This window comes from Paenibacillus sp. E222, assembly GCF_013401555.1.
In the GTDB taxonomy this organism is placed as follows: Bacteria; Bacillota; Bacilli; order Paenibacillales; family Paenibacillaceae; genus Paenibacillus.
In genome coordinates, this window is sequence record NZ_CP058552.1 from 1,388,096 (window position 1) to 1,401,822 (window position 13,727).

At 45.1% G+C, this 13,727-nt stretch carries 17 protein-coding genes and 1 pseudogene; 10 read left to right on the forward strand and 8 right to left on the reverse strand.

The features are described from left to right. Positions 1-13 precede the first annotated feature (13 nt). The 3 genes from HW560_RS06265 to HW560_RS06275 are packed head-to-tail and all read left to right on the forward strand — an operon-like array spanning position 14 to position 1,961. Positions 14-394: a GntR family transcriptional regulator gene (locus HW560_RS06265; RefSeq protein ID WP_064642001.1), complete on the forward strand. Its 381-nt coding sequence runs from the start codon at positions 14-16 to the stop codon at positions 392-394. Next, a complete protein-coding gene (locus HW560_RS06270; RefSeq protein WP_179262404.1) occupies positions 391-1,266 on the forward strand; it encodes an ATP-binding cassette domain-containing protein in 876 nt (291 codons plus the stop codon). The genes HW560_RS06265 and HW560_RS06270 overlap by 4 nt, the downstream gene beginning before the upstream one ends. Further along, on the forward strand, positions 1,263-1,961 hold the full coding sequence (locus HW560_RS06275) for a hypothetical protein (RefSeq protein WP_090902897.1): 699 nt from the start codon (positions 1,263-1,265) through the stop codon (positions 1,959-1,961). The genes HW560_RS06270 and HW560_RS06275 overlap by 4 nt, the downstream gene beginning before the upstream one ends. Positions 1,962-2,016: 55 nt before the next feature. Here the strand turns inward: HW560_RS06275 and HW560_RS06280 are convergent, their stop codons facing one another. From HW560_RS06280 to HW560_RS06290, 3 genes are all read right to left on the reverse strand, one after another. After that, complete coding sequence (locus HW560_RS06280; RefSeq protein ID WP_090902899.1) at positions 2,017-2,532, reverse strand: hypothetical protein; 516 nt, start codon at positions 2,530-2,532, stop codon at positions 2,017-2,019. A gap of 205 nt (positions 2,533-2,737) precedes the next feature. Continuing rightward, a complete protein-coding gene (locus HW560_RS06285) occupies positions 2,738-3,511 on the reverse strand; it encodes an isocitrate lyase/PEP mutase family protein (RefSeq protein ID WP_090902901.1) in 774 nt (257 codons plus the stop codon). A 76-nt stretch (positions 3,512-3,587) separates the two neighbouring features. Further along, entirely contained in the window at positions 3,588-4,634 is a 1,047-nt protein-coding gene (locus HW560_RS06290) for a bifunctional transcriptional activator/DNA repair enzyme AdaA (protein ID WP_090902902.1), read from the reverse strand. Between the two features lie 331 nt (positions 4,635-4,965). On the opposite strand from HW560_RS06290, the gene HW560_RS34375 reads away from it, so the two are divergent. Next, on the forward strand, positions 4,966-5,160 hold the full coding sequence (locus tag HW560_RS34375; protein ID WP_179262406.1) for a helix-turn-helix domain-containing protein: 195 nt from the start codon (positions 4,966-4,968) through the stop codon (positions 5,158-5,160). A gap of 156 nt (positions 5,161-5,316) precedes the next feature. Further along, complete coding sequence (locus tag HW560_RS06300; RefSeq protein ID WP_090902904.1) at positions 5,317-5,892, forward strand: lysozyme; 576 nt, start codon at positions 5,317-5,319, stop codon at positions 5,890-5,892. A gap of 83 nt (positions 5,893-5,975) precedes the next feature. Here HW560_RS06300 and HW560_RS06305 read toward each other — a convergent pair whose 3' ends face one another. Next, positions 5,976-6,575 (reverse strand): hypothetical protein, encoded by a 600-nt coding sequence (locus HW560_RS06305; RefSeq protein WP_090902907.1) that lies wholly within the window; start codon positions 6,573-6,575, stop codon positions 5,976-5,978. 330 nt (positions 6,576-6,905) lie between these two features. Beyond that, positions 6,906-7,049 (reverse strand): annotated as a pseudogene (locus HW560_RS06310) (IS5/IS1182 family transposase); the annotation flags it as partial. Between the two features lie 146 nt (positions 7,050-7,195). Between HW560_RS06310 and HW560_RS06315 the strand changes: the two are divergent. Beyond that, a complete protein-coding gene (locus HW560_RS06315) occupies positions 7,196-7,777 on the forward strand; it encodes a hypothetical protein (RefSeq protein WP_090902909.1) in 582 nt (193 codons plus the stop codon). Between the two features lie 200 nt (positions 7,778-7,977). Here HW560_RS06315 and HW560_RS06320 read toward each other — a convergent pair whose 3' ends face one another. Then, positions 7,978-8,895, reverse strand: coding sequence for a phosphatidate cytidylyltransferase (locus HW560_RS06320; protein WP_090902911.1), 918 nt, complete (start codon positions 8,893-8,895; stop codon positions 7,978-7,980). A gap of 96 nt (positions 8,896-8,991) precedes the next feature. On the opposite strand from HW560_RS06320, the gene HW560_RS06325 reads away from it, so the two are divergent. Then, a complete protein-coding gene (locus HW560_RS06325) occupies positions 8,992-9,546 on the forward strand; it encodes a hypothetical protein (protein ID WP_179262408.1) in 555 nt (184 codons plus the stop codon). Between the two features lie 116 nt (positions 9,547-9,662). Here HW560_RS06325 and HW560_RS06330 read toward each other — a convergent pair whose 3' ends face one another. After that, positions 9,663-10,124 carry a VOC family protein gene (locus HW560_RS06330; protein WP_179262410.1) on the reverse strand — a complete coding sequence of 154 codons (462 nt, stop codon included), beginning with the start codon at positions 10,122-10,124 and terminating at the stop codon, positions 9,663-9,665. A 161-nt stretch (positions 10,125-10,285) separates the two neighbouring features. On the opposite strand from HW560_RS06330, the gene HW560_RS06335 reads away from it, so the two are divergent. Beyond that, positions 10,286-10,720: an Lrp/AsnC family transcriptional regulator gene (locus HW560_RS06335; protein ID WP_179262412.1), complete on the forward strand. Its 435-nt coding sequence runs from the start codon at positions 10,286-10,288 to the stop codon at positions 10,718-10,720. A gap of 182 nt (positions 10,721-10,902) precedes the next feature. After that, positions 10,903-12,051 carry a glycerate kinase gene (locus tag HW560_RS06340; protein WP_179262414.1) on the forward strand — a complete coding sequence of 383 codons (1,149 nt, stop codon included), beginning with the start codon at positions 10,903-10,905 and terminating at the stop codon, positions 12,049-12,051. 91 nt (positions 12,052-12,142) lie between these two features. Here the strand turns inward: HW560_RS06340 and HW560_RS06345 are convergent, their stop codons facing one another. After that, positions 12,143-12,535, reverse strand: a complete 393-nt coding sequence (locus tag HW560_RS06345; protein WP_090902921.1) for a winged helix-turn-helix transcriptional regulator — start codon at positions 12,533-12,535, stop codon at positions 12,143-12,145. 235 nt (positions 12,536-12,770) lie between these two features. Between HW560_RS06345 and HW560_RS06350 the strand changes: the two genes are divergently transcribed. Further along, the gene (locus HW560_RS06350; protein ID WP_090902923.1) at positions 12,771-13,514 is read left to right on the forward strand and encodes an SDR family oxidoreductase; all 744 of its coding nucleotides are present in this window, start codon (positions 12,771-12,773) and stop codon (positions 13,512-13,514) included. The last annotated feature ends 213 nt before the right edge of the window (positions 13,515-13,727 follow it).

A 13,727-nucleotide genomic window follows, 5' to 3' on the forward strand; every position in this document is an offset into this window, starting at 1 on the left:
AAGTTGGAATCGCATGAAATCGAATTTGGATGAATCTCAGCCCATTTTTCATCAGATATCCATGATGATCATGGATGACATTGTAGACGGCAGATTGAAGGTGGAGGAACAGGTCCCTTCAACCAATGAACTCTCTCGCTTTTACAATATTAATCCAGCCACGGCACGCAAAGGGCTTCAAACGCTCGTGGACAAAGGTATCATTTACAAACAGCGAGGTGTTGGAATGTTTGTTGCGAAGGGAGCCAGGGAAGCGTTGCTTGTTGAGCGAAAACAGCATTTCTACGAGGAATATATTAAGCCTTTACTTGAAGAGGCCAGACGGATTCACATGAATGAGGACATGATTATTGATTTGATCCGCGGTAAGAAGGATAAGGAGAGTGAGTTATGATTCAGATCGAGCAGGTGACCTACAGCTATCAACAGACACCGGTGCTAAAAAACGTGACGTTACATGAGAGTGAGCCGATTATTAGTGCATTGTGGGGCAGAAATGGTGCAGGCAAAACAACCCTGATGAGTCTGCTCGCAGGCCATAACCGGCCTGATGCTGGAACCATCCAAGTGATGGGGCAGGACCCGTACAACAATTTGGCTGCGCAGGAGAATCTGTGTTATATCCAGGAGAACCATCCCCTGGGCAGAAATTGGACGATCAATGACATGGTTCGATTCGGTCAATACTTCCATCCTCAGTGGAATCAGGATCTTGCTGAGCAACTAATCGACATGTTCGAATTACCAGTGAAGAAGAAGATCACCAAATTCTCAAAAGGCATGAAGACCGCAGCTCAGATGATATTGGGTCTTGCCAGTAACGCAAGAGTAACGATTCTGGATGAGCCCACCAATGGACTTGATGCTGAGAAACGTAAATATTTCTACAATACTTTACTGGAGACTTATGAAGAGAACCCGCGTCTAATTCTAATATCAAGCCATCATATTGAGGAGATTCAGCCTTTATGTGAGTCCCTCATCGTTCTGCAAGCCGGCGAAGTGTTGTTTAATCAGCCGATGGAAGAGATGCGCGAAAAAGGAGTTCTTCTAACAGGGAGAATTGAAGATGTCAATCGAGTCACCGCAGACGTGAAGGTCATAGAATCTTCCCAGATGGGATCTACCTTGAAAGTGATGATTGATGAGCCATACTCGAAAACGTGGAAGGACATCGCACATACGCAGGGGCTTTCCATTGAGAAGGCAACATTACAGGATTATTTGGTCAACAGGACGCGTAATCAGGAGGGGATTAAGCGATGAACTCGGTGAATGGTACGAATCGGCTGATTCTGGATGATATGCGCTGGTATTTAATGATTTTCTCGTCAATTACACTCATGCTTACAGTTGTCTATCTGGCCATTGGATTCATCTTTGATGTGACGTATACTACTCAACTATTTGGTCCAATGTACGGAGGAATCTGTGCTTTTGCGGTCGCGGGCATCATCACCTTGTTTCCAGTTGCCATAGGTATGGGTAGTACACGAATACAGTTTATGAAATCCTTTTATATCATTTCGATATGGATGGTCGTAGGAACCATTACGATACTGAATGTCATCTATTTCATTATGCATCTTCTCCATGAATATGGGACGCTTGGGGTAACCTTTTATCAACCAGGCATGCTGTACTCAAGTCAATATCAATTTTTCTCTTATCTGTGGATCGATCTGATGATTGGCTTTCTGGTGCTGGGGTTATCCATCTTCTCAACTGTTTGTTGGATTAGATTGGGGATGCGCAATTTTTTCGTCCTGTTCTTTGGGGTTAGCTTAATCGTCACGCTGGTAATTGTTCTATCAGATCTGAGCACGTGGGTCCAGTGGTTTACGAATGTCAATTTTATCGCATTGTTCACCGCACTGGGAGTCATTGGAGGTGCTTTGCTTCTGAGCACGTACCCGATGATGAAGAATGCGCCGCTTACAATGAAAGGCAGAAAAGACTGATCAGATCAGAAAAACACGAGTGCGTACATACACGCCTCGTGTTTTTTTGTATGAGTTAAGCTTGAGCTTGGGGTTTGAATCCTTCTTCTTTGAGATATTCGCCCGCTTCGCTACGAGATTCGAAAGCCATATCCAGATTAAGACCAGAATACACATACCACATGTCATCTTCATATTTCAAAGTAAGTGTATGTCCATCCTCATCGATCCATGTTCCGCCGCCAGTAGAGGTTGTAGCTAATGTAGGAGCAGTTTTTGCTGGTTCTGGTTCTTTTGATTCTACTGCGTTGGGATTGGTTGACATCGCTTTGATTGTCTCATCTAACAGCGTACGTAGATCTGCTTCGGAGTAATCACGAATATTGACGAATCCTCTATCATCGGTCTCATAGTTGGGCAGCAGCCCTGCATAGATATAACCGTTACCGTTAGGATGAATATGGAGAGCAACAATCTTTTTCTCGTACGCACTTTCTTCGTAGTGGAAATTAACACGGCCGAGAGAAACATCTTTGCGTTGCAGTTGGGGATACGATTGGAGCAATTCAAGCTTTTGTTCAACGTTAAGCATATTTTCCTCCTGTTAGTGTTGGGTAGTGGTGATTATAACATACATAGGTGAAAAGATAAGCATCAAAAAACAGGCGCAGTCTAGCACCTGTTTGAGGATTCACATCCACATCATAGATGATGCTTATAATAGTGCTTTTATTGAAATCGTGAGAAAGTACGCCTCCCTCTGGTGAAAAATGAGAAGCGCGCCTCGTGTTAATTTCTTAATTTCCACATAGAATACTTTGCCCCAGTGCTTTCAGGTGTTTTATTGCTTGCAGATAAGGATAAGGCCCATAACTTACGCGTGCTACACCCAGCACGGCAAGTTGTTTCGGTGAAGGCTCAGGGGATGTAACCATCACGTTGACCGGAAGCGACGAATGCTCACACAATTGCTGAATCAGTTGTCGATCCTGTAAGCCTGGAACGAACAGACCACTGGCGCCTGCTTCTGCATAAGCCTTGGAACGAATAAGTGCTTCTTCCAGGAGAACATGATTGTGTCGTTCAGGAGCATTTTGCAAAAAGATATCTGTGCGGGCGTTAATGAACAGCGGAATGCCTGCCTGCTCCGCAGCTTCCCTGGCAGCCGACAGTCTCAGACTTTGCTCATCCACAGCGTACAGTCCCGCGCCAGTGGGAAGCTGATCCTCGATATTGATTCCTACCGCACCGTGATGGATTACTTGGCTCACATTTCCCCTCACTTCTGACGCAAACCTGCCATACCCTCCCTCAATATCGATCGTTACGGGCAAATCCACACTCGCTGTAATCCTGGCCAGGTTGTCCAGTACCAGCTGGAATGGCATCGCTTCGCCATCTTGTTCACCGTGGGCAGCAGCTACAGACCAACTGCCAGTAGCGATTGCTGTTGCTCCAGCAGATTGGATGGCGAGTGCACTCCCGGCATCCCATACATTGACCAGCACCAATGGATTACCTTTCACATGGGATTGGTGGAATAACGCCGCCTTTTCTTGTAGGGTACTCATAAGATTTATCTCCTCCGTTACATAGCTGTAATCCTCTTCATACCACTTGCCGTTCTTCTCTTATCTCTTGAGTTATTCAGGTATCCTGCTTCTCGTGAGTCAAAAGCCAGTTTTTGCGTGTCAGGCCTCCTCCGTATCCACCCAGTTCACCGCTGGCATTGATCACACGGTGACATGGAATAACAATGGCCAGTTGATTGGCTCCGTTGGCCTGTGCTACCGCTCGACAAGCTGTGGGTTTACCCAATGCATTCGCGATATCCTGATATGATCTTGTCTCCCCCGGTGGGATCGCAATCAATTGCTCCCATACACTCTTCTGGAATGGTGTTCCTAACCAGAACAACGGGGTGTGGAATACAGTTAGCGTGCCTTCAAAATACTGCGCAAGTTCCCGTTCGATTGAACGAATCGGTTCGTTTACTCCAGGTACAATGGCTGACTTCGTCCGTTTGCGCAATCGTTCCACCTCACGCTCCAGTCCTCTGCGATCTACGAATTCGAGCAGATATAATGCTTTCTCATCGGCTACAGCCATCATGGGTCCAAGGCGTGTGTCGATCCAGGAGGCCTTCAAGACATGTTCTTCATCTACTTGTGTAGGTGCTGCGCCCATGATTCGCGAGAAGGCATCCCGGAACCCGCTGCCGGACTCGTAACCGGTGGACAGCTGGGCATCAATGACCGTGCGACCGGAGCGAATATTTTTCAGAGCCAGTCCCATACGGCGGGCACGGGCATACTCCACAAAGGTCATGCCAAATCGCTTCTTAAACTGACGTCTGGCCGTGGATTCGTCGATGGATAATGCCTTGAAATCCTGGCCTTTCCAGCGTTTCTCCGGATGGTTCTCCACGGCTTCCACCAATACGCGGACCACATCAGATACCTGATTGGGATGAGATAACGGGCGGCAGCGCTGGCAAGGGCGATACGAAGCAAGCAGTGCCTGCTGCGCCGTCTCATAGAATTCGCAATTTTCGAATTTTGGCTTTCGGGCGGGGCATGTAGGCCGGCAGAATACACCCGTGGTCTTGACCCCGACATAGAATAGACCTTCGTATTCCGAATCCTTGGCAACCAGAGCCTGATAGTATTGTTCTTTCAGTTCAGCAGAAATCATTGGGCGCACGTCCTTATATCAGTAGAGTTTATCCTTGTTAATATTATAAAAAAACGATGCACAGGGCATCGCCGAAAATCAGGCATGAATATTTTTATTTCTTCAATACTTCCTTATTATTCGCTCGTCCAGTCCAGTTTACCAGAAAGATCCCCAGGAATATGCGCATAGCCCACCCATATAGACGTAATTCCGAATAACTTCGCCAAAAAGCAGCCAGCCGGATAAGACACCGATTGCCCCACCTGCGGCACAACAACTTTTTAAAGGATAATGTTCACTATTTGACAGGGCGAAAAAAATATCTGATCTAAGCGATGCCATTAATGCCTTGTCCGAACTTTTAGTACAAGCACAGCAACACCACGATCAGGAGGCAACATTACATGTCCTAGAATCTTTTATACCAAAGATTAAAGCCTCCTTGCGACAAGTCCCCGCTGATTATCGAGATGATTTAAGACAGGAACTCTATGTCAAAATGATTGAGGTGATACAGACTTTCGATACTTGTGAATTGAAATAAAATTTGGAGCGTGGTTGTAAAAAAAGAGACTCATTTCTCTTTATATATATGTGAAGGCAATACGGCATTGCAGAAAACTTGGGAATGGTTGTTCTGGCTATGATTCCTCCTTATTGCTCTCATAACTAATAAAAATAACTTTAGGAGTGATTTATTATGGCAAATCTAAGCGCTAATGGAGCAACTTTTATGAAAGGGCATGAGGGACTTAACTTAAAATTCTATGCCGATCCAAAAGGTTTTCCAACAGTTGGATATGGACATCTGATAACAAAGTCTAAAACATACACAAAAAATACAACTTTAACCCAGGCACAAGCTGATGCTCTATCTAAATCTTTGGGACTCAGTTATACTTCTCCAATTACTCAATCTCAGGCAAATACATTCTTTACCAATGATACTGCAAGTGCTGTAGCAGCAGTAAATAATGTAACCCTTCCTGCAGGTATGTCTCTTTCACAAAATCAGTTTGATGCACTTGTTTCGCTCACTTTTAATGCAGGTGCTGGGGTGCTCAATACCAATGACGTAAAAAGTCTGCTTGCGTACAAGCTAATCTATTCATCTTTTCAAGGTCCACGTTCTCAAACAGAACTTGATAATTGTTCAAAATTAGTAAGCAAAGCATTTTCATATGATATAAATTTGCAAAGACGAAGAAATGAAGAAGCAGAACTATTTTGTAAAGGCTCGGGTTATACTCATAAATATCCAGTATATACACTATAGTTCAATCGGTTTACGGCATAAACAAGAAAGGTCAGCCTAAAGAGGCTGACCTTTCTTGTTTTGAAAATATAACCTTAATTCATTTAATCATTAATTTTTTTGAGCTCAAAAATAGTTGCCTCTGATAACAAGATAAGCCTATCGTTATTAACAGCTAAAAAGCTTAAACCTACAGGTATGCTCATTTTTGTAGAAGGGTCACTTATATCTATTGCCTTTACCTCATCATTTATATTTAAGTCTGGAATTTGAATTTTATACAATCTATAAAAAGAGGTAGAGTTATAGCATGTCGCTATATTCTGATATAATGGATTCTTCAGCTCATATTGATAATCACTATAGTTTTTTAGTCCTTTTGATGAAAAAAAGTCTTTTTCGATTACAATTTCATCCCCGATAAATTTTTGCCCTGTTGGATATTCAGAAGCATCATTATAAGAATTTGCAAACCCAAGGTGCTTCTTAACTTTCCAAGTTCCGTAAATAAATTTTTCAGTTTCACTATCCAATTTTACACGTCCTTGCGAACAATACTCGGAGGTGCTAGCTGGACTGGTAGACTCCTTTGCTTCAGGTTTTGGCTCACTAGATGCATTTGAACTTGAAGTCGTTTCAACCTTTCCACAAGCTGATGCTAACATCAGCATTATCATCATACAAGCCAATAATGTTTTTTTCATATCTCACACTCCTACTATAAAGTTATGTTTTCGCATGTTTACTCGCTTGATAACTGAGTTAATCCCCGTATGGATTAAAATCTCCTGTTCCATTGTTTTTTATATCACCATGTGCTAAAAGCTACTTCCATACAGCGAGTAATCCTTCACTGCTGTATAACAAATGGGGGATGCATTTTCTTTATTTTTCGATGTCGCTCATTTTTCAACAATTTATTCCCCTTTTATCTACCTAGCAGAAATTATATCAGAGCAATTTAAGTGATGAATGACATAAAATTAACATTATTTATGAATAAGGTTAACTTTATGTTATCTAGATCACAATATTAATTCGAAATGAAGTGGGTTTCCGAGCGCATCAACTACGGCATGAATTTTGGTGCTTAGTCCTCCCCGGGAACGTCCGATCGCTTGCTTTGCCCCTTTTGCGCCTGATCCATGCTGGTGAACACGCACAATCGATGAAATAATCGAGCTAACTTATAACTCATTTACATAATATGGAGCTTAATGTGAGACGATATGGTGTAGTAATTACTATAGAAGGTGCTGAATGGAAAGTTCTCTTTGGATGAATGCATCGTGCTTGTTACTTTAGATCAATGGAGGGAGTTCCAATGATGAAAAATAATAAAAATAAATCTATACTCTGGGTGTCTGCTCTATGTATTCTGCTGTTGACCAGTGCATGTGGGGCGAAAAACAACAACGAATCCGTACAGGAACACGCCTATCCACAATCAAAGCAGCCCATAGAGGAAGCGGGAAATAGTTCCATTCCCAATATTGAAGCCAAGAATAACAATAATCAGGCGAGCGAAAGTGGGAATGAAGGCAAGCCTACGGCCCAATCAAAATCCTCCGCTGATGCGGAAGGACAGGTCATGATCGTCATTGACCAGACGGATAAGCCGTCCGAGGGCAATAGCTTTGATTTTGCGATAAAACAAATTCCTGAGGGCTATGCTTTATCCGAGATGCGCTGGACGTCCAACACGGTAACGATTGTGAATTCCTACAAAGAAGCGATCGAGCATGGCGCAAATGGAAAAGAAGGGTTTTATATCAGTGGTGACGGGCAATTCTCCGGATTTATCTATTCGGATGAGATGAAGGGTGAACGCGGCAAGGCGACGTTTGTGTTTACCAATGAAGAGGGGAAAGAAGTGACCTCGGAGAAGGAAATTAAATTAAAATAATCAGGCAAGTCATAGTGTGTGCCGTGTCTCTGTTAATTCAATGGAAAATGAAACAGACAGATTATACGTCCTCTTCAACTCTCCCATAAATGAGTAAAAGCAGCCGTCATGGCTGCTTTTCTATTTATGGCGCGAGCTCACACTTTATTCAACTAGACTGGTGCGTCCAGCTCTCGTATCTGTAACAGATACTGCTGCTCCTACATGAAGTCGAAGAAATAACGCACCACGTGGAACATGACCGGAGAGGTGTACGTCAGGCTGTCGACCCGGCTCAGGTAGCTTTTTTTCAGCGCATCGAACTTATTGTCATCCCCGATTAACAAATCCCGCTTCAGAACAGAAACCGTCAGACTTCCGAAGAACCCAGCCAGAGCGATTAACACACCGATGAAAAGCGCGAAACGTGCATCAAACGGAGTCAGGTAAGGGTGAATGAAATAAGAGGCAGCGGTGGTTACAACGAATGCACAGGCGAACCCTTCCCATGTCAAAAAAGGATTGGCCGTGGGCACCACTTTGCGTTTGCCCAGATAGAGCGAGGCCAGATAATGCACCACATCATTCAGCTGGGTTAACACGACCAGGAACAGGACCAGCTTTGAGCCATATTCCGGTGTTGCGAACGGGAAGTAGGCCAGATGACTAAGTCCAAATACCATCAGCATCAATCCCCATTGCGTCGAGCTCACACTGCGCAGGAAACCAACCGTGCCCTTATTAATCAGACGTGGCAGGGGCAGCACCAGGAAGACATATAGTGGAATAAACACAATAAACATCCCATACCATCCAATATAGATCCAGTAGAACTGTACCGGAATCGCCAGATACGCCCATAGAAACAACCTGCGATCCGCTTTGCGGGTGCTGCGGATCATGGAGAAGTACTCTTTCAGCGCGAAAAAGGTGAGTACCATGAGGGAAATCAGAGAGACAATCGGATTGAAGAGGGTGGCGAGGCAGAAAATGACCAACATGCCCCACCAGGTTTTGATTTTGTTGCCAATGCCCGAATAATCCTTATCCGGCTGAAGCTTCGTAATGATTTTGTACACGATATGTATGACCAGTAAAGCAATAAAAATCAGTGTTAAGGTAAAGAGTGAACTGCTCAAGTACAATCACCTGCTTATCCAGAAGTAAGATTCCAATATAGGGTACCTATGTTATTATGAAGGAATAGTGCCAACTTGATAAGGGGAAATTTAGTTATGACAGAAACACGCTCCATTTATATCCTGCTTACGAATACGGGAACATTGTTTACCAAAGTCATTCAGAGTTACACCAGAGCACCATACAATCATGCCTCCATCTCATTTGACCGAGAATTATCCGAGCTGTACAGCTTTGGTCGCAAGCATCCCAGCAATCCGCTGAACGGCGGGTTCGTGAAGGAAGATATTCAGACAGGTACATACAGTAAGTATCCAAATACCACATGTGTGATTTATGAGCTTCAGGTGACGGAGCGTGAAGTGGAAAAAATGAAACGGGTGCTGAACATCTTCATCCGCAGCCGCCAGAAATATATGTACAATCTGCTTGGTGTGATTGGCATTACGTTGAAGGAGCCAGTGGAGTTCAGCAACTCCTACTTTTGCTCGCAATTTGTTGCCGAGATTCTACAACGTTCAGGCATCAAGCTGTGGAACAAGCTGCCTGCGCTGGTGACCCCGGATGATTTTCGCCAAAGTGAACAACTGCAGCTGGTATATGAAGGGAAGTTACGGGAGTATAAACCGGGAATTGAAGAGGGGGAATGAGGGCAAGGAGTATGTCATATGCTAATATGCTCGCTTTCCTATCGCTCAAAAAACATAGTATAAAACAGCCTGCCGCCACGGATTTGCGGGCAACAGGCTGTTCGGCTTGTGTAACGCTAGATCGATGGTGTGGATGAACGATCAAAATCAACCTCTTCGAGGAATTCAATGACTTCACCATTCGGACTGTGCACAACCGCATTTCGAACTTGAAGCGGGGGTTCACCAAGTGAGATCCAATCGGGTTGAACATAAGGTTTAGCACCATGAGCAAGCGCTTGCTCGTAGATCTTTTCCACATTATCTACGTAAAAGGCGAAATGCAGCAATGCCCCATGTTTAACTGCTTCGGGAGAGTCTGCTGGTTCGCCTTCGGCCGCGATTACGGCTCCGGGGTCAAACAGTTCAATGCAGGTCCGTTGATCCGGTGAGATCAGCATACATGCCTCGGTAATTTGGAAGACCGGCAGACTCCAAGAGTGACCAACTTTAAATCCTAATACATCGGTATAGAATGAGAGGGTATCCTCATAATTACGTGCTTGAATAGCTACGTGAGCAAGTCCATTTACACTCATGCTCGTCACTCCTTCTTCAGATTGTTTTCTAAAGTATAAAGGGAACGCTGCATTGGAACCATGCGATATCAAAGGATATAATGGAGTAAGAGTTGTAATTTATGAGCTCTTTTAACCCAAAAAACTTATTAAATTAGCCTGATTCTCGGGAGGGACTATAAATGGGTTATGTTATAGATGAGATCGACCAGCAGATTATGCGCTTGCTGCAGCACCATGCACGCATGCCGATTGTACAGATTAGCAAAGAGGTGAATATGTCCCAACCTTCGGTCAAGGAGAGAATTCTCAAACTGGAGGAAAATGGGGTCATATCGGGCTATTCAACCATCTATAATCTGGCCAAACTAAATCGTGGAACAACGACTTTTATTTTGCTTAAGACAGAGCATTGTGAGGAATTCGTTCACTTCTGTGAACAGGCTGTTGAGGTCACGGATTTATATCGGATTAGCGGTGAGTACAACTATCTGATCAAGGTACAGACGGCAACCATTGAAGAGCTTGCTGAGTTCCAGGACTCGCTTGTGAAGCTTGGTCCATCCAAATCCCATATTAGTATGAAAAATATAATGGAACACCGTGTGCTTCTCTAGGAAGCAGCAAAGCACGATAGTGTAACGGTGGCAGGATATTCGGTCCTGCCACTATTCATTGTGCATATGCACAATGAATTTCGTCAGTTCATCAATATTTATTTGGCTCACCAGCAACTATAATGAAAGCGTGTTCAACAAGTAGGGTCTATCCTTTAATAACACGGATGGGGTGGGAGAAGATGAGAGAGACGACATTTGTACTGGCACCGGATTCATTTAAAGAGAGCATGACAGCGAAAGAAGTATGTGTGGCGATGGAAAAAGGATTGCGTAAAATCTACCCAGCCGCCAACTATGTTCATGTACCGATGGCTGACGGAGGCGAAGGGACCGTGCAGTCGCTGGTGGATGCTTCTGGCGGTGTAATTCACCAGAGAGAGGTAAGCGGGCCACTGGGACAGCCTGTACTAGCGCAATATGGCATTCTGGGCGATGGGTTAACCGCGGCGATTGAGATGGCATCAGCGAGCGGCATTCATCTGGTGACCAAGGAAACCCGGAACCCACTTCGCACGTCAACCTATGGCACGGGAGAGCTGATTCGGGTGTGTCTGGATCGGGGTATTCGCAAAATCATTATCGGAATCGGTGGCAGTGCGACCAACGATGGCGGTACAGGCATGGCCGAAGCGCTTGGCGCGACGTTTCTGGATGCGCACGGACAGCCACTTGCACGCGGAGGCGGCGCGCTTGACCAATTGGCGCATATCGATGTGTCCGGCTTGGATGAGCGATTGAGAGATGTGGAGCTCATTGTCGCCTGTGACGTAACTAATCCGTTATGCGGAGATCATGGCGCTTCACGGGTGTTTGGGCCGCAGAAGGGGGCTACACTGGAGATGGTGCAGGTGCTGGATGCGAATCTTTCCCATTATGCGGATGTGGTGAAGCAGCAGCTGCACAAGGATATACGTGATGTGCCGGGTGCAGGTGCGGCAGGTGGTTTGGGCGCAGGGCTTTTGATTTTTACACAGGCTGTGTTGCGTAAAGGAATTGAAATTGTCATTGAATACACTGGATTGCGTGACAAGCTGGTACATGCGGATGTGGTGTTTACGGGCGAAGGCGGCATTGATTTTCAAACGAAATTTGGCAAGACCCCTTACGGTGTAGCGCGGGCTGCCAAGGAAGCAGGCAAGCCGGTTATCGCCATTGCAGGTTACGTTGGTGAGGGGATAGATACGTTGTACACTGAAGGCATTGACGCGGTGTTCGGTATTGTGCCGGGTGCGGCTGATCTGGAGCGACTTCTGCGTGAGGGCCCGGAGAATGTGGAGCGTACAACCGAGAATATTGCGAGAGTGCTGAAATTGGGTCTGATTTCTTAACATTCTGTGGTTCGGTTATGCGGGGTAGCCTGTTCATAACAGATGGCAATACTGGCGTCCTGTCTGATAACAGAGAGGAAGGCATGAGTTTTTATTCAGTTTTCGCTTCGTTATGTGATTCCCCGACTAATTTCTCCGCAGTAAATATTTGCTTGGTTCCGTTCAAGTATTCCAGATGTGCCTTGCCCCAGCCGCACATGCCATCCAACAGTGTACCAATCGTCTGCCCGTGTTCGGACAGGCTGTACTCGACCTTCGGTGGAACATCGCCATAGAGAGTGCGCACAATAATCTGATCGTGTTCCAGCTCGCGAAGTTGTTTCGTTAACGTGCCCTGCGCTACATCGGGAATCATGCGTCTTAGTTCACCAAATCGCTTCGTGCCTTCCTTCAATAAAATAAACAGAATAAGCGGTTTCCATTTTCCATTAATGGCTTCCAACGTAATGAGTACACCTTGTAACCGTGGTTCCTGTAAATCCATAGTATTCACCTCGATTTAAACAACGATATGTAACTCCATCATACCTGATTTTTTCGCGTTCCGCTTGTTTGTCTATGTGAATTGGGCAGGAATAACTGTGTCATCTGGTTCCCATAGTACGAATTTTCGTACCTGGTACGATCCAATTGCGTACTGTTCAGGGCTAATCTTTTCAATAATAATGAACAAATGCTAGAAAAACGAAAGATCCAGCTATACGAGGGGAAGATGCAGAATGAGTCCATTTACATTGGAAAATAAACGTGTCGTGATTATAGGAGGAAGCTCTGGGATTGGGTTGGCAACGGCAATTCAGGCTGCTGAAGCTGGTGCACATGTAGTTATCGCAGGTCGATCGGAGATCAGGCTGGAAGAAGCGAGGGAACAGATTGCTCAGATCGCAGGCAAAGCCAAGACTGGTGCGGTGTCCATCGAAGTTTATATGTTGGACAATCAGGATGAACAGCAAATCGAACAATTTTTCAATCAGGTTGGCGAGTTCGATCATTTGTTCACCCCTGGAGCTGCATACACCCGTGGCCCGTTAATTTCAGATCGGGAGACGGCCGAAAGCTGCTTCAAGGGCAAGTTCTGGCCTCAATATTTTGCTGCCAAATACGCAGCTCCATATCTATCAGCTTCGGGTTCGATCACATTAATGTCGGGCGGATTTAGCCAACGCCCACTGGAGGGCGGTGCCTCTTACGCTGCGTGTAACGGAGCAATTGAAAGTCTGGGCAAAGCGCTTGCAGTGGAGCTTGCGCCTGTTCGCGTGAATGTCGTATCCCCCGGAACCATCTGGCGTGAGGGACAGGAGGGTACACCTCGCGGCGAACATTTCAAAGACTATGAGAAACTGTCTGTACTCAAGCGTGTGGGCTACAATGAGGAGATTGCACATACGGTTACGTACCTAATGACGAATACATTTACGACAGGAAGCACATTGTTTGTGGATGGAGGATATACGATGATTTGATGCGTCTACCTGTTTGTTGTGGCAAGGAGCGGTGAAGGGTTGCGGAGAACGTGAAACTTATCTTAAATTTTGTGCAATGTAGGTCTCTATAATTACTTGCAGCAGTAAAAATGGTGAATAATGACGAAAAATATTTGAAATCCGGCCTGTTTTTCACCTACAGGCCGGATTTTTTTCCGTTTATTGGAGCGGATGTTCAGAATCCGTTCAGAA